27 protein-coding genes are annotated in these 14134 nt (G+C 65.9%); all 27 read left to right on the top strand.

Translation table 11 applies throughout. The annotated features are described in order from the left end of the window. The coding region (locus tag EPO51_RS18980; protein WP_293353445.1) for a 30S ribosomal protein S10 at positions 1 to 121 on the top strand (121 nt) is incomplete at its 5' end. 13 nt (positions 122 to 134) lie between these two features. Beyond that, a complete protein-coding gene (rplC, locus tag EPO51_RS18975) occupies positions 135 to 920 on the top strand; it encodes a 50S ribosomal protein L3 (RefSeq protein WP_293353426.1) in 786 nt (261 codons plus the stop codon). Then, the gene (gene rplD, locus EPO51_RS18970; protein ID WP_293353424.1) at positions 920 to 1558 is read left to right on the top strand and encodes a 50S ribosomal protein L4; all 639 of its coding nucleotides are present in this window, start codon (positions 920 to 922) and stop codon (positions 1556 to 1558) included. Before rplC ends, rplD begins: the two co-directional genes overlap by 1 nt. Further along, positions 1558 to 1860 carry a 50S ribosomal protein L23 gene (locus EPO51_RS18965; RefSeq protein WP_068876689.1) on the top strand — a complete coding sequence of 101 codons (303 nt, stop codon included), beginning with the start codon at positions 1558 to 1560 and terminating at the stop codon, positions 1858 to 1860. Before rplD ends, EPO51_RS18965 begins: the two co-directional genes overlap by 1 nt. Before the next feature lie 4 nt (positions 1861 to 1864). After that, positions 1865 to 2701: a 50S ribosomal protein L2 gene (gene rplB / locus EPO51_RS18960; protein ID WP_293353420.1), complete on the top strand. Its 837-nt coding sequence runs from the start codon at positions 1865 to 1867 to the stop codon at positions 2699 to 2701. A gap of 3 nt (positions 2702 to 2704) precedes the next feature. After that, positions 2705 to 2983, top strand: coding sequence for a 30S ribosomal protein S19 (gene rpsS, locus EPO51_RS18955; protein WP_293353418.1), 279 nt, complete (start codon positions 2705 to 2707; stop codon positions 2981 to 2983). Beyond that, the gene (rplV, locus tag EPO51_RS18950) at positions 2984 to 3364 is read left to right on the top strand and encodes a 50S ribosomal protein L22 (protein ID WP_293353416.1); all 381 of its coding nucleotides are present in this window, start codon (positions 2984 to 2986) and stop codon (positions 3362 to 3364) included. It begins immediately after the preceding gene. Further along, entirely contained in the window at positions 3364 to 4122 is a 759-nt protein-coding gene (rpsC, locus tag EPO51_RS18945) for a 30S ribosomal protein S3 (protein WP_293353414.1), read from the top strand. Before rplV ends, rpsC begins: the two co-directional genes overlap by 1 nt. A 12-nt stretch (positions 4123 to 4134) precedes the next feature. Continuing rightward, positions 4135 to 4566: a 50S ribosomal protein L16 gene (gene rplP, locus EPO51_RS18940; protein WP_293353412.1), complete on the top strand. Its 432-nt coding sequence runs from the start codon at positions 4135 to 4137 to the stop codon at positions 4564 to 4566. Further along, positions 4566 to 4760: a 50S ribosomal protein L29 gene (gene rpmC / locus EPO51_RS18935; protein ID WP_293353410.1), complete on the top strand. Its 195-nt coding sequence runs from the start codon at positions 4566 to 4568 to the stop codon at positions 4758 to 4760. The genes rplP and rpmC overlap by 1 nt, the downstream gene beginning before the upstream one ends. 13 nt (positions 4761 to 4773) lie before the next feature. Next, the gene (rpsQ, locus tag EPO51_RS18930; protein WP_293353408.1) at positions 4774 to 5022 is read left to right on the top strand and encodes a 30S ribosomal protein S17; all 249 of its coding nucleotides are present in this window, start codon (positions 4774 to 4776) and stop codon (positions 5020 to 5022) included. A 12-nt stretch (positions 5023 to 5034) separates the two neighbouring features. After that, positions 5035 to 5403, top strand: a complete 369-nt coding sequence (rplN, locus tag EPO51_RS18925) for a 50S ribosomal protein L14 (RefSeq protein ID WP_293353406.1) — start codon at positions 5035 to 5037, stop codon at positions 5401 to 5403. After that, entirely contained in the window at positions 5403 to 5717 is a 315-nt protein-coding gene (gene rplX / locus EPO51_RS18920) for a 50S ribosomal protein L24 (RefSeq protein WP_293353404.1), read from the top strand. Before rplN ends, rplX begins: the two co-directional genes overlap by 1 nt. After that, positions 5710 to 6276, top strand: coding sequence for a 50S ribosomal protein L5 (gene rplE / locus EPO51_RS18915; RefSeq protein ID WP_293353402.1), 567 nt, complete (start codon positions 5710 to 5712; stop codon positions 6274 to 6276). The genes rplX and rplE overlap by 8 nt, the downstream gene beginning before the upstream one ends. A 21-nt stretch (positions 6277 to 6297) precedes the next feature. Then, complete coding sequence (rpsN, locus tag EPO51_RS18910) at positions 6298 to 6603, top strand: 30S ribosomal protein S14 (RefSeq protein ID WP_293353400.1); 306 nt, start codon at positions 6298 to 6300, stop codon at positions 6601 to 6603. Positions 6604 to 6616: 13 nt separating this feature from the next. After that, positions 6617 to 7012 (top strand): 30S ribosomal protein S8, encoded by a 396-nt coding sequence (rpsH, locus tag EPO51_RS18905; protein ID WP_293353398.1) that lies wholly within the window; start codon positions 6617 to 6619, stop codon positions 7010 to 7012. 1 nt (position 7013) lies between these two features. Further along, positions 7014 to 7547 carry a 50S ribosomal protein L6 gene (rplF, locus tag EPO51_RS18900; RefSeq protein WP_293353396.1) on the top strand — a complete coding sequence of 178 codons (534 nt, stop codon included), beginning with the start codon at positions 7014 to 7016 and terminating at the stop codon, positions 7545 to 7547. Positions 7548 to 7550: 3 nt separating this feature from the next. Next, positions 7551 to 7913 (top strand): 50S ribosomal protein L18, encoded by a 363-nt coding sequence (gene rplR, locus EPO51_RS18895; RefSeq protein ID WP_293353394.1) that lies wholly within the window; start codon positions 7551 to 7553, stop codon positions 7911 to 7913. Positions 7914 to 7923: 10 nt separating this feature from the next. Beyond that, positions 7924 to 8517: a 30S ribosomal protein S5 gene (rpsE, locus tag EPO51_RS18890; protein ID WP_293353392.1), complete on the top strand. Its 594-nt coding sequence runs from the start codon at positions 7924 to 7926 to the stop codon at positions 8515 to 8517. 4 nt (positions 8518 to 8521) lie between these two features. Then, positions 8522 to 8710, top strand: coding sequence for a 50S ribosomal protein L30 (gene rpmD, locus EPO51_RS18885; RefSeq protein WP_293353390.1), 189 nt, complete (start codon positions 8522 to 8524; stop codon positions 8708 to 8710). Positions 8711 to 8786: 76 nt separating this feature from the next. Further along, positions 8787 to 9272: a 50S ribosomal protein L15 gene (gene rplO / locus EPO51_RS18880; protein WP_293353388.1), complete on the top strand. Its 486-nt coding sequence runs from the start codon at positions 8787 to 8789 to the stop codon at positions 9270 to 9272. Between the two features lie 82 nt (positions 9273 to 9354). Continuing rightward, positions 9355 to 10701, top strand: a complete 1347-nt coding sequence (gene secY / locus EPO51_RS18875; protein ID WP_293353386.1) for a preprotein translocase subunit SecY — start codon at positions 9355 to 9357, stop codon at positions 10699 to 10701. Positions 10702 to 10764: 63 nt separating this feature from the next. Further along, a complete protein-coding gene (locus EPO51_RS18870) occupies positions 10765 to 11337 on the top strand; it encodes an adenylate kinase (RefSeq protein ID WP_293353384.1) in 573 nt (190 codons plus the stop codon). Between the two features lie 276 nt (positions 11338 to 11613). Then, entirely contained in the window at positions 11614 to 11982 is a 369-nt protein-coding gene (rpsM, locus tag EPO51_RS18865; RefSeq protein ID WP_293353382.1) for a 30S ribosomal protein S13, read from the top strand. Between the two features lie 12 nt (positions 11983 to 11994). Continuing rightward, the gene (gene rpsK, locus EPO51_RS18860) at positions 11995 to 12384 is read left to right on the top strand and encodes a 30S ribosomal protein S11 (RefSeq protein ID WP_293353380.1); all 390 of its coding nucleotides are present in this window, start codon (positions 11995 to 11997) and stop codon (positions 12382 to 12384) included. A 73-nt stretch (positions 12385 to 12457) separates the two neighbouring features. Then, on the top strand, positions 12458 to 13474 hold the full coding sequence (locus EPO51_RS18855) for a DNA-directed RNA polymerase subunit alpha (protein WP_293353377.1): 1017 nt from the start codon (positions 12458 to 12460) through the stop codon (positions 13472 to 13474). 183 nt (positions 13475 to 13657) lie between these two features. Next, positions 13658 to 14077, top strand: coding sequence for a 50S ribosomal protein L17 (gene rplQ / locus EPO51_RS18850; RefSeq protein ID WP_293353375.1), 420 nt, complete (start codon positions 13658 to 13660; stop codon positions 14075 to 14077). The last annotated feature ends 57 nt before the right edge of the window (positions 14078 to 14134 follow it).

The following is a 14134-nucleotide window of genomic DNA, read 5'->3' as shown; positions in this document are numbered from 1 at the left end:
GCAGTTCGAAATCCGCACGCACAAGCGCGTGCTCGATATCGTCGACCCCACCCCGCAGACCGTGGACGCGCTGATGAAGCTCGACCTGTCCGCCGGCGTGGACGTCGAGATCAAGCTCTAAGGGGATTGATCCGATGCGAACCGGCGTAATCGCCAAGAAACTCGGTATGGCCCGCTTCTTCGACGAAGCCGGCGCCCACGTACCGGTGACCGTGCTCAGCCTCGAGGGCTGTCAGGTCGTCGCCCAGCGCACCCAGGACAAGGACGGCTACGTCGCCCTCCAGCTGGGTGCGGGCTCCAAGAAGCCGAAGAACACCTCCAAGGCCATGCGCGGCCACTTCGCCAAGGGCGAGGTGGAGCCGAAGCACAAGCTGGTCGAGTTCCGGGTGTCCGAGGACAACCTCATCGACGTGGGCGCGGAAATCACCGCCGACCACTTCCTCCCGGGCCAGAAGATCGACGTCACCGCGACGACGGTCGGTAAGGGCTTCGCCGGCGCCATGAAGCGCTGGAACTTCGGGGGCCTGCGCGCCACCCACGGTGTGTCCGTCTCCCACCGCTCGCACGGTTCGACCGGCCAGCGTCAGGATCCGGGCCGCACCTTCAAGGGCAAGAAGATGGCCGGTCACCTCGGCCAGGAAACCGTCACCACCCTCAACGTCACCGTCTGGCGTGTGGACGTCGAGCGCGGCCTGATCCTGGTGAAGGGCTCCGTGCCCGGCACCGAAGGCACGTTCGTGAAGATCCGCGACGCGGTGAAGTCGGCCCTGCCGGCGGACGCCCCGAAGCCGGGCGCCTTCCGTGGCGCTGGCCAACCGACCCCGGCCCAGGCCGCGGCGGAGACGCCCGCCGAGGAGCCCGCGGTGACCGAAGCGCCGGCAGAAGACGCCGCCGCGACCGAAGCTGGGGATCAAGCGTAATGAAACTCGACGTCATCAAGCTGGACGGCGGGAAGGGCGGCTCGATCGAGCTTCCCGACGACATCTTCGGCATCGAAGAGATCCGCGCCGACATCCTGCAGCGCTGCGTCACCTGGCAACTCGCCAAGCGCCGCTCGGGCAACCACAAGGTCCAGGTCCGGAACGAAGTCTCCCGGACCTCCAAGAAGATGTACAAGCAGAAGGGCACCGGCGGCGCCCGTCACGGCTCGCGCCGGGCGGCCCAGTTCGTCGGCGGCGCCCGGGCCCACGGTCCGGTCGTCCGCAGCCACGCCTTCGACCTGCCCAAGAAGGTCCGCGCCCTGGCCCTGCGCCACGCGCTGTCCTCGAAGGCCAAGGACGGCTCGCTCATCATCGTCGACAACGTGGCGATCGAAAATCCGAAGACGGCCGCCCTGCGCGACCAGCTCGGCAAGATCGGCATCACCCACGCCCTGTTCATCGCGGGCGTGGACGTCGACAACAACTTCAAGCTCGCCGCTCGGAACATCCCGAACGTCGACGTGCTGCCGAACGCCGGCCTGAACGTCTATGACGTGCTGCGCCGCCGCACCCTGGTCCTGACCAAGGATGCGGTCGCTGCGATCCAGGCGCGCTTCCAGCCTGAGGAGGCCGCGTAATGGCCGTCGAACCCACCGTTCGTCACTACGACACCATCCTGTCTCCGATCATCACGGAAAAGGCCACGCTGCTCTCGGAGCAGAACAAGGTCGTCTTCCGGGTTGCCGGCGACGCTTCGAAGGACGAGATCGCCGCTGCGGTCGAGGCGCTGTTCAAGGTCAACGTCACGAAGGTCAATACGATCAACGTGAAGGGCAAGACCAAGCGGTTCCGCGGCATCATGGGCAAGCGCTCGGACGTCAAGAAAGCGATCGTGACGCTGGCCGAAGGCCAGTCGATCGACATCACCACGGGGCTCTGATCCGATGGCCTTGAAGCAATTCAATCCCACGTCGCCGGGCCGCCGTCAGCTGGTCCTGGTCGACAAGTCCGAGCTCCACAAGGGCCGCCCGGAGAAGTCCCTCGTCGAGGGCCTGACCAAGTCGGGTGGCCGTGGCGGCAATGGCCGCATCGCGGTTCGCTTCCGCGGCGGCGGCGCCAAGCGCCTCTATCGCATCGTGGACTTCAAGCGCCGGAAGTTTGACGTCCCCGCGACGGTCGAACGCCTGGAGTACGACCCGAACCGTTCGGCCTTCATCGCCCTGGTGAAGTACGCCGACGGCGAGCTGTCCTACATCCTGGCCCCGCAGCGCCTGAAGACCGGCGACCAGGTGATCGCGGCCGAGAAGGCCGACGTGAAGCCGGGCAACGCCATGCCGCTGCGCGGCATGCCGATCGGCACCATCATCCACAATGTGGAGATGAAGCCGGGCAAGGGCGGCCAGATCGCCCGCTCGGCCGGCGCCTATGCCCAGCTGGTCGGCCGTGACGCCGGCTACGCCCAGATCCGCCTGAACTCGGGCGAGCTGCGCATGGTCATGGACAACTGCATTGCGACGGTGGGCGCGGTCTCGAACCCCGACCACATGAACGAGAACCTCGGCAAGGCCGGGCGTTCGCGTCACATGGGCCGTCGCCCGCACGTCCGCGGTGTCGCCATGAACCCGATCGACCACCCGCACGGCGGCGGTGAAGGCCGCACCTCCGGCGGTCGCCACCCGGTGACCCCGTGGGGCAAGCCGACGAAGGGCCGCAAGACCCGCAAGAACAAGGCGACGGATAAGTTCATCATCCGTTCGCGTCACGCTCGGAAGGCTCGCTAAGCCATGACCCGTTCCGTTTGGAAAGGCCCGTTCGTCGACGGGTATCTGCTCAAGAAGGCCGAAGCCGTCCAAAGCTCCGGCCGCAAGGACGTGATCAAGACCTGGTCGCGCCGCTCGACGATCATGCCCCAGTTCGTGGGCCTGACCTTCGGCGTGCACAACGGCCAGAAGCACGTCCCGGTGCTCGTCTCGGAAGACATGGTGGGCATGAAGCTCGGCGAGTTCGCGCCGACCCGCTTCTTCCCCGGTCACGCGGCCGACAAGAAGGCCAAGAGGAAGTAAATGAGCAAGCAAGCCAAGGCTCGCCGATACACGGCTGCCGAAGCGGTGGCGAAGGTGCGGACCATCCGCATCAGCCCCCGGAAGCTCAATCTCGTGGCCCAGTCCATCCGCGGCCTGAAGGTGCAACGCGCCCTCAACGAGCTCGAGTTCAGCTCCAAGCGCATCGCCAACGATGTGCGCAAGGCTCTGTATTCGGCGATCTCCAACGCCGAGAACAACCACAGCCTCGACATCGACTCCCTGGTCGTCGCCGAGGCCTACGTGGGCAAGAACCTCGTGATGAAGCGCTTCCACGCCCGCGCCCGCGGTCGTGCGTCGCGCGTCGAGAAGCCGTTCAGCGAGATCACCATCGTGGTCCGCGAAGTGGGTGAGGCCGCCTAATGGGTCAGAAGATCAATCCGGTCGGGCTTCGCCTCGGCATCAACCGCACCTGGGACAGCCGTTGGTTCGCCGACGGTCCCGAGTACGGTCGCCTGCTGCACGAAGACATCAAGGTCCGGCGCGCTCTGAAGAAGAAGCTGTACCAGGCCGGTGTCTCGCGCATCATCATCGAGCGCCCGCACAAGAAGTGCCGCATCACCATCTATGCCGCGCGCCCCGGCGTGATCATCGGCAAGAAGGGCGCGGACATCGACAAGCTGCGCAAGGACATCGCCGCCATGACGGACGGCGAGGTGCACCTGAACATCGTCGAAATCCGCAAGCCGGAAACCGACGCCCAGCTGGTGGCCGAGAACATCGCCCAGCAGCTCGAGCGCCGGGTCGCCTTCCGCCGCGCCATGAAGCGTTCGATGCAGTCGGCCATGCGCCTCGGCGCAAAGGGCGTCCGCATCAACGTCTCGGGCCGCCTGGGCGGCGCCGAAATCGCGCGGATGGAATGGTATCGCGAAGGCCGTGTGCCGCTGCACACCCTGCGCGCCGACGTGGACTACGGTTTCACCGAAGCCAAGACCACCTACGGCATCATCGGTGTGAAGGTGTGGGTCTTCAAGGGCGAGGTCCTCGACCACGACCCGATGGCCCTCGACAAGCGCCTGGCCAGCGAAAGCGGTCCGGCTGGCGAAGGCGGTGGCCGCGAACGCGGTGATCGCTCGGACCGCGGCCCCCGCCGCGATCGCCGTGAACCGGCGAACGCCTAAGGATCCGAAGAGATGCTGTCTCCGAAGAAGACCAAGTACCGCAAGCAGTTCAAGGGCCGCATCCACGGCCTGGCCAAGGGCGGCTTCACGCTCAACTTCGGCTCCTATGGCCTGAAGTCGGTGGAGCCCGAGCGCATCACGGCGCGTCAGATCGAAGCGGCCCGCCGCGCGATCACCCGCCAGATGAAGCGCCAAGGCCGGGTGTGGATCCGGATCTATCCGGACGTTCCCGTGACCGGCAAGCCGGCCGAAGTCCGGATGGGTAAGGGCAAGGGCGCGGTGGAGTTCTGGGCCGCCCGGGTTCACCCCGGCCGGATCATGTTCGAAATCGACGGCGTGCCGGACGATGTGGCCCGTGAAGCCCTGCGCCTCGGCGCGGCGAAGCTTCCGGTGAAGACCCGCATCGTGACGCGCATCGACGCACCCGTCGCGGAGCACGCGTGATGAAGATTGAAGAAGTCCGGGGCCTCACCCCCGATCAACTGGCCGACCAGCTCGTCTCCCTGAAGAAGGAGCAGTTCAACCTGCGCTTCCAGAAGGCGACCGGCCAGATCGAGAAGACCCACCGTGTGGACCAGGTGCGCAAGGATATCGCGCGCATCAAGACGGTCCTGCGCGGCAAGCAGGCTCAGGCCTGAGGAGAAGCGACAAATGCCCAAGCGAATTCTTGAAGGCGAGGTCGTCTCCGACAAGGGCGACAAGACGATCGTGGTGAAGGTCGAACGGACCTTCCTGCATCCGGTGCTGAAGAAGACCGTCCGCCGGTCGAAGAAGTACCACGCCCACGACGAGGCCAATGCCTACAAGGCCGGTGACAAGGTGCGCATCATCGAATGCGCCCCGAAGTCGAAGACAAAAACCTGGGAAGTGCTGCCGGTTGGCAGCGCGGCCCAAGCGTAAGGGATCTGATCCATGATCCAGATGCAAACTAACCTGGACGTCGCCGACAATTCCGGCGCCCGCCGGGTCATGTGCATCAAGGTGCTGGGCGGCGCGAAGCGCCGTTACGCCGGCGTTGGTGACAAGATCGTCGTGTCCGTGAAGGAAGCGATCCCGCGCGGCCGCGTGAAGAAGGGCGATGTGCTGCAAGCCATCGTCGTTCGGACCAGCTCGGCCATCAAGCGCAAGGACGGTTCGGTCATCCGCTTCGACAAGAACGCGGCCGTGATCGTGAACAAGCAATCCGAGCCGATCGGCACGCGGATCTTTGGCCCGGTTCCCCGCGAACTGCGCGCGAAGAACCACATGAAGATCATTTCGCTCGCGCCCGAGGTGCTGTGATGGCGGCTAAGATCAAGAAGGGGGACCAGGTTGTGGTCCTCACCGGCAAGGACAAGGGCCGTCAGGGCGCCGTCCTGCAGGTGCTCCCCAAGGAGCAGCGTGTCCTGGTGTCGGGCCTGAACATGGTCCAGCGCCATACCCGTCCGTCCCAGCTCGATCCGCAAGGCGGCATCAAGCACAAGGAAGCGTCGCTCCACCTGTCGAACGTGGCCGTCGTGGACTCCGCCGGCAAGCCGACCCGCGTCGGTTTCCGCGTGGAAGGCGACAAGAAGGTCCGGTTCGCCAAGACGACCGGCGAGGTGATCAATGGCTGAGCAAGCTTACGAACCGCGGCTGAAGTCCGAGTATCGCCAGCGCATCCGCGCGGCGATGAAGGAGCGTTTCGGCTACACCAACGAGATGCAGATCCCCAAGTTGGACAAGATCGTCATCAACATGGGGGTGGGCGAGGCCGTCGCGGATTCAAAGAAGATCAACTCGGCTATCGCTGACCTGGCGAAGATCGCCGGCCAGAAGCCGGTGGCCACCAAGGCCCGCACGTCGATCGCCGGCTTCAAGCTGCGCGAAGGCATGACGGTGGGCTGCAAGGTTACCCTCCGCAAGGACCAGATGTACGAGTTCCTCGACCGTCTGATCACCATCGCGCTGCCGCGCGTGAAGGACTTCCGGGGCCTGAAGCCCACGTCCTTCGATGGCCGCGGCAACTACGCCATGGGTCTGAAGGAGCACATCGTGTTCCCGGAGATCAACTACGACCAGATCGACCAGGTCTGGGGCATGGACATCATCGTCACCACGACTGCGAAGACCGACGACGAAGCTCGCGAGCTTCTTCGGGAATTCCAGTTCCCGTTCGTCCAAGCGCAAGCTTAAGCGGCGGGAAGGAACAGACACATGGCCAAGAAAAGCGCTGTCAATCGCAACGAACGGGTCAAGCAACTCGTGAAGCAGCACGCCGCGAAGCGCGCTGCGCTCAAGGCGACTGCGAACAACGAGAGCCTGCCGCTGGAGGAGCGTTTCGACGCCCGCCTCAAGCTGGCCGAGCTGCCGCGCAACTCGTCCAAGACCCGGATTCGCAACCGTTGCGAAGTGACCGGTCGCCCGCGTGCGTACTATCGCAAGCTGAAGATGAGCCGGATTTCCCTGCGCGACCTCGGGTCCGCTGGGCTGATCCCCGGCCTCGTCAAGTCGAGCTGGTAAGGGGAGGGTCAAGATGGTCAACGACCCCATCGGCGATCTGATCGCCCGGATCAAAAACGCCGCCATGCGCGGCCGGTCGAAGCTGAACGCTCCGGCCTCGAAGATGCGTGCGCGCGTCCTCGATGTGCTGGCCGACGAAGGCTACATCCGTGGCTACCACCTCGTGGAAAAGCCCGGCGCCTTCCCGGAGTTCGAGATCGAGCTGAAGTACTTCGATGGCCAGCCGGTCATCGTGGAGATCAGCCGCGTGTCGAAGCCCGGCCGCCGCGTCTATTCGTCGATCAAGGACCTGAAGCCCGTGAAGAACGGCCTCGGGATCTCGATCCTGTCGACGCCGAAGGGCGTCATGTCGGACACGGCCGCGCGTGACGCGAACGTGGGCGGCGAAGTGCTCTGCAGGGTCTACTAGGATGTCCCGTATCGGAAAGAAGGCGGTCGCCGTCCCGAGTGGGGTCACGGTGACCATCGACGGCCAGACGGTCACGGTGAAGGGCCCCAAGGGGCAACTCGCCTGGACGGTGGCCGAAGAGATCGAGATCAAGCAGGAAGGCGGCGAGCTGACGCTCGCGAAGCGCCAGGACACCCAGCGCGCGCAAGCGATGTGGGGCCTGTCCCGGACGCTGGTCGCCAACATGGTCCAGGGCGTGACCCAGGGCTATGAGCAGACCCTCGAACTGGTCGGCGTCGGCTACCGCGCCGCGATGAAGGGCCAGGCGCTCTCCATGCAGCTCGGCTTCAGCCACGACGTCGACATCCCGCCGCCGGCGGGCATCACGTTCGTCGTGCCGAAGCAGACCGAGATCAAGATTTCGGGCATCGACAAGCAGATGGTCGGCGAAACCGCCGCCCGGATCCGCCGCATCCGTCCGCCGGAACCCTACAAGGGCAAGGGCGTGCGTTACGCGGGCGAAAAGGTCCGGCGCAAAGAAGGCAAGAAGAAGTAAGCCATGGCGCTCTCTCCCCGTGACTCCACCCTTCGTCGCGCCCAGCGCGTCCGCAACCACCTCAAGAAGGTGGCGAACGGTCGCCCGCGCCTGTCGATCTTCCGGTCGGCCAAGAACATCTACGCCCAGGTCATCGATGATGAGAACGGCGTGACGCTCGCGGCCGCCTCCTCGCTGGAAGGCGAGAAGAAGGCCAAGATCAAGGGTTCCGACAAGGACGCCGCCGCCAAGGTCGGCGCCCTCGTGGCCCAGCGCGCGATCGAGAAGGGCGTCAAGGACGTCGTGTTCGATCGTGGCGGCTATCTGTACCACGGCCGGGTCAAGGCCCTGGCCGACGCCGCGCGCGAAGCCGGCCTGAACTTCTAAGGAAACGATCATGGCTCGCAGAGACGAACAGCGCGGCGATCGTCGCAATCGTAACCCCGAAGAAGAACGCGACAGCGAAATCGTCGAAAAGCTGGTGCACATCAACCGCGTCGCGGCCACCGTGAAGGGCGGCCGCCGGTTCTCCTTCGCCGCCCTCATGGTTGTGGGCGACCAGAAGGGCCGCGTGGGCTTCGGTCACGGCAAGGCGCGTGAAGTGCCGGAAGCCATCCGCAAGGCGACCGAAGAAGCCAAGAAGTCGATGATCCGCGTGCCGCTGCGCGAAAGCCGCACCCTGCACCACGACGGCAACGGCCGTTGGGGCGCGGGCAAGGTGATGGTCCGCGCGGCGCCTCCCGGCACCGGCGTCATCGCCGGCGGCCCGATGCGCGCGGTGCTGGAAACCCTGGGCGTCCAGGACGTGGTCGGCAAGTCGGTCGGCTCGTCCAACCCCTACAACATGGTGCGCGCGACGTTCGAAGCGCTGAAGGCTCAGTCCTCGCCCCGCCAAGTGGCGGCCAAGCGTGGTAAGAAGGTCTCCGACGTGATCGGCCGCCGCGCCGACGGCGCCTCGGCGGCTGCGGCCGTCGCGGACGCGGAAGGTTAAGCTCATGGCCGACAAGAAGACGCTCAAGGTCCGTCAAACCGGCAGCCCGATCCGTCGGGCCAAGGACCAGCGTGCGACCCTGGCGGGCCTCGGCCTGAACAAGCTGGGCCGCACTTCGACCCTGGAAGACACCCCGTCCGTTCGCGGCATGGTGGCCAAGGTCGCCCACCTGGTGGAGGTCGTGGAGGGCTAAGCCTTCCACGCCGCCGGGAAACACATCCGCCGAGTCGGGGCCTTCGCCCCGGCGCCAGATCTCCAAGGAGAGGCACATGACCAAGCTCAACGATCTCGCCCCGCGCGAGGGCTCCACCAAGAACCGCATGCGTGTCGGCCGCGGCCCGGGTTCGGGCAAGGGTAAGACCGCCGGTCGCGGCGTGAAGGGCCAGAAGGCGCGCTCCGGCGTGTCGATCCACGGCTTCGAAGGCGGCCAGATGCCGCTGCACATGCGCATGCCGAAGCGCGGCTTCAACTCGCGCAACCGCAAGGACTTCGCCGAGGTGAACCTGTGGCGCATCGAGCAGGCGATCGAAGCTGGCAAGCTCGACGTCAAGGGCGCCATCGACGCTGACGCGCTGCTGAAGGCCGGCGTCATCCGCCGCGTCAAGGACGGCGTGAAGCTGCTGGGTGAGGGCGAGTGCAAGTCCAAGCTCAATCTCACCGTCTATTCCGCCACCGCCTCGGCCCGTGCGGCCGTCGAAGGGGCCGGCGGCTCGCTGACCACGACCAAGGTCGAAGCCAAGGCCGAAGAAGCCTAAGGCGTCCCGCGACGATGCCGGCCTCGCATCTGAGGCCGGCGCGTCCTATTTCAGCGGGATCATGAGTCAGGGGATTTGCTGAATGGCTTCGGCCGCAGAACAGCTCGCCGCCAATCTGAACTTCGACGCCTTCCGCAAGGCGACGGAGCTTCACAAGCGCATCTGGTTCACGCTCTGGGCGCTGATCGTCTATCGCCTGGGCACCTACATCCCAATCCCCGGCATCGATCCGGTCGCGTTCCAGCAGGCGTTCTCGGGCCAGGCCCAGGGCATCCTGGGCATGTTCAACATGTTCTCGGGCGGCGCCGTCGAACGGATGGCCATCTTCGCCCTGAACGTGATGCCGTACATCTCGGCCTCGATCATCGTGCAGCTGCTCGGCACGGTGTACCCGCCGTGGGAGAAGCTGCGGAAGGAAGGCGGGGAGGCGGGGCGCAAGGCGCTCAACCAGTACACCCGCTACCTGACCGTGGCGCTGGCGGTGTTCCAGTCCTTCGGCATCGCCGCCGGCCTGTCGCAGAGCCCCGGCCTGGTCGAGAATCCCGGCATCTTCTTCATCGTCTCCACCGTCGTCACCCTGACGGGCGGCACCATGTTCCTGATGTGGCTGGGCGAGCAGATCACCAGCCGCGGCGTGGGCAACGGCATCTCGCTGCTGATCTTCGCGGGCATCGTCGCGGTCCTGCCGCAGTACCTGTTCCAGGCGCTGGAACTGACCCGCACCGGCTCGATGAACTCCGGGACCCTGTTCCTGATGCTCATCCTGGTCGTGGCGATCACCGTGGCGATCGTGTTCATGGAGCGCTCGCAGCGTCGGCTGCTGGTGCAGTACCCCAAGCGCCAGGTCGGCAACCGCATGTTCGGCGGCGACACCTCGTTCCTGCCGCTGAAGATCAACACCTCGGGCGTGATCCCGCCGATCTTCGCCTCGTCGCTGCTGCTGCTGCCGGCGACCGTCATGGGCTTCGCGGCGACCGCGAACCTGCCGGAATGGCTGCAGTGGATGCCGCTCGCGGTGGGCCAGCTCCAGCACGGCCAGCCGCTGTTCATGGTGCTCTACGGCGCCCTGATCATCTTCTTCTGCTTCTTCTACACCTCGGTCGTGTTCAACCCGGAAGACACGGCGGAGAACTTGCGCAAATACGGCGGCTTCCTGCCGGGCATCCGGCCCGGCAAGCGGACGGCCGAGTACCTCGACTTCGTGCTGACGCGCCTGACTGTCATCGGCGCGGCGTACATCACCCTGGTGTGCCTTGTGCCGGAAGGCCTGATGCGCTTCACGGGGACCCAGTTCTACATGGGCGGCACCTCGCTGCTGATCGTGGTCAGCGTCACCATGGATACGGTGGCGCAGATCCAGTCGCACCTGCTGGCGCACCAGTACGAGGGGCTGATCAAGAAGTCGAAGCTGCGCGGCGGCCGGCGCTAGAACGGTCGCCTTGGGTGACGTTGCGGGACGGCGCCATCAAGAGCGCTGGGTGAGGGGATCGCTATGAACCTGATTCTGTTCGGGCCTCCGGCCGCGGGGAAGGGCACCCAGGCCAAGCGCCTGGTCGAGGGCCGAAACATGGTCCAGCTCTCCACCGGCGACATGCTGCGGGCGGCCATCGCGTCCGGCTCGGAGTTGGGCAAGCGCGTCGAGGGCATCATGCAGCGGGGCGAGCTGGTCTCGGACGAGATCGTCATCGAGCTGATCGAATCGCGGCTGCCCGAGGCGGACGCCGCCGGCGGCGCGATCTTCGACGGCTTCCCGCGCACGCTGGCCCAGGCCGAAGCGCTGGACAAGATGCTGGCCGGGCGCGGCCGGAAGATCGACCTCGTCCTGCGCCTGAAGGTCGACGACGAGGCGCTGAAGCAGCGCATCGCCGGCCGCTTCGCCGAGTCGGGCCGTCCGGACGACAATCCTGAGAGCTTCGTGGTGCGCCTGGACGCCTACAACGCCAACACCGCGCCGCTGCTGCCGTACTACGCGGGGCAGGGGAAGCTGGTGGAGGTCGACGGCATGGGGTCGATCGAATCCGTGGCCGCCGGCATCGACGGCGCCCTCGACAAGGTGCGCGGCTGATCGCCCCTGGCCGATTGCGGATCGGCCCTACTCATGCTTTGCTTTCACCTGCCGGATGCGGAAACCGGCGTGGCGAAGCCGTGCGGGGCGCACACCCCCTTGCGCGTGCAGCATTTCGTTCACATTTGCGCGTTTCCGCCATTGACGGGCATACCCCTATCCATATAACGAAGCGCTTCCGCGAAAGAGCGCGAAGGACGCGCCGGCCTATGCCTATGGCAGCTAGGGGCCGGGGCGCCGTTTGCGCTTTTCTTGCGTGATCAGGAGAATACCTACGTGGCCCGTATCGCTGGCGTCAACATTCCCACGAACAAGCGCGTCGTGATCGCGCTGCAGTACATCCATGGCATCGGCGAGGCGAAAGCCCGCGAGATTGTCAGCAAGGTCGGCATCGAGGACGCCCGGCGCGTCAATCAGCTGACGGATGCGGAAGTCCTGCAGATCCGCGAGACGATCGACCGCGACTATATGGTCGAAGGCGACCTGCGCCGCGACACCGCGGTCAACATCAAGCGCCTGATGGACCTGGCCTGCTATCGCGGCCTGCGTCACCGCAAGGGCCTGCCGGTCCGCGGCCAGCGCACCCACACCAACGCCCGCACCCGCAAGGGTCCGGCCAAGCCGATCGCCGGCAAGAAGAAGTAAGAGAGCTAGTCGATGGCCAAGGAACCGGCGCGCGTCAAACGGCGCGAGCGTAAGAACATCACCTCGGGCGTGGCGCACGTGAACGCCTCGTTCAACAATACGATGATCACCATCACCGACGCCCAGGGGAACACGATCTCCTGGTCCAGCGCCGGCCTGATGGGTTTCAAGGGTTCGCGTAAGTCGACGCCCTATGCCGCGCAGATGGCGGCCGAGGACGCCGGCCGTAAGGCCGCCGAACACGGCGTGCGCACGCTGGAAGTCAACGTCTCGGGCCCCGGCTCGGGCCGTGAATCCGCGCTCCGCGCCCTGCAGGCGGTCGGTATGACGATCACCACTATCCGGGACGTGACCCCTATCCCGCACAACGGCTGCCGTCCGCCCAAGCGCCGGCGCGTCTAGTCGTTAGAACTACAATTCCCTGACGCCGGTCCGCGGTTTGCGGCCGGCGATCCTGCGTTTTCGAGGGACACACGTGATCGAAAGAAACTGGAACGAGCTTATCCGTCCCGAGAAGCCGCAAATCGAGACGGGCTCCGACGCCAGCCGCAAGGCGCGTCTGGTGGCCGAGCCTCTCGAACGCGGGTTCGGCGTGACCCTGGGCAATAGCCTGCGGCGCGTGCTTCTCTCCTCCCTGCAGGGCGCGGCCGTGACCGCGGTGCAGATCGACGGCGTGGTCCACGAGTTCTCCTCGCTGGAAGGCGTCCGCGAGGACGTCGTCGACATCGTCCTGAACATCAAGCAACTGGCCCTGCGCATGCACGCCGAGGGTCCGAAGCGCATGACCCTGCGCGCCACGGGCCCCGGCCCGGTGACCGCCGGCCAGATCGAGGCTCCCTCGGATATCGAGATCCTCAACCCCGACCACGTGCTCTGCACGCTGGACGAGGGCGCGAACGTCCGCATGGAATTCACGGTCCAGACCGGCAAGGGCTACGTCGCCGCCGAGATGAACCGTCCCGAGGACGCCCCGATCGGCCTGATCGCCGTCGACGCCCTCTATTCCCCGGTCAAGCGCGTCGCCTATCGTGTCGAGCCCACCCGCCAGGGCCAGAGCCTCGACTACGACAAGCTGATCATGGAAGTGGAAACCAACGGCGCGGTCAGCCCCGTTGACGCGGTGGCCTACGCCGCCCGCATCCTCCAGGACCAGCTGCAGATCTTCATCACCTTCGAAGAGCCGAAGAAGAAGGTCGAGGGCGAAGCCAAGCCGGAACTGCCGTTCAACCCGGCGCTGCTGAAGAAGGTGGACGAGCTCGAGCTCTCCGTCCGTTCGGCCAACTGCCTCAAGAACGACAACATCGTCTACATCGGCGACCTGATCCAGAAGACCGAGGCGGAGATGCTCCGCACCCCGAACTTCGGCCGCAAGTCGCTGAACGAGATCAAGGAAGTTCTCGCCGGGATGGGTCTGCACCTCGGGATGGACGTGCCGAACTGGCCGCCCGAGAATATCGAAGAGCTCGCCAAGAAGTTCGAAGACCAGATGTAAACCGCTTCATCGCCGACTCCGGGCCGTCTTGGCGGCCCGGGCCTCGTGAAGCCGCAACAGCGGTGGAGGGCCCCGGCGCTTCGTAGTGACCCAGGCGGGAGCAGGCTGGGACTTGGTTAGGCAGGGCGTCTTTCCCGAAGGTCGGGAGCGTCCGGTGGGCCCAGGTGGCTCAGGAGATACGAGATGCGTCACGGTAAAGCCCACCGCAAACTGGGCCGTACGTCCGCCCACCGCACCGCCATGTTCGCCAACATGTCGGCCAGCCTGATCAAGCACGAGCAGATCGTCACCACCCTGCCGAAGGCCAAGGAGCTCCGCCCCTTCGTCGAGAAGCTGATCACCCTGGGCAAGCGCGGCACGCTGCACGCCCGCCGCCAGGCGATCAGCCAGGTGCGGGACGTGGAGCAGGTCGGCAAGCTGTTCGCCGTGCTGGGCCCGCGCTACGCCAACCGCCAGGGCGGCTACATCCGCGTGCTGAAGGCGGGTTTCCGTCACGGCGACAACGCGGCCATGGCCGTGATCGAGCTGGTCGACCGCGATCCCGCCGAGAAGGGCAAGGACTCGGGCCCGACCGCCGAAGCCGGCTTCGGCGGCGACGAATAGGCCGCGCACGCGACTGAAATATGCGAGGCCCCGGAAGGCGACTTCCGGGGCCTTTTG

The organism is Phenylobacterium sp., from assembly GCF_004297125.1.
Classification (GTDB): domain Bacteria; phylum Pseudomonadota; class Alphaproteobacteria; order Caulobacterales; family Caulobacteraceae; genus Phenylobacterium.
Note: the sequence above shows the minus strand (reverse complement) of the source record. Positions and strands in the feature narration are given on the sequence as shown.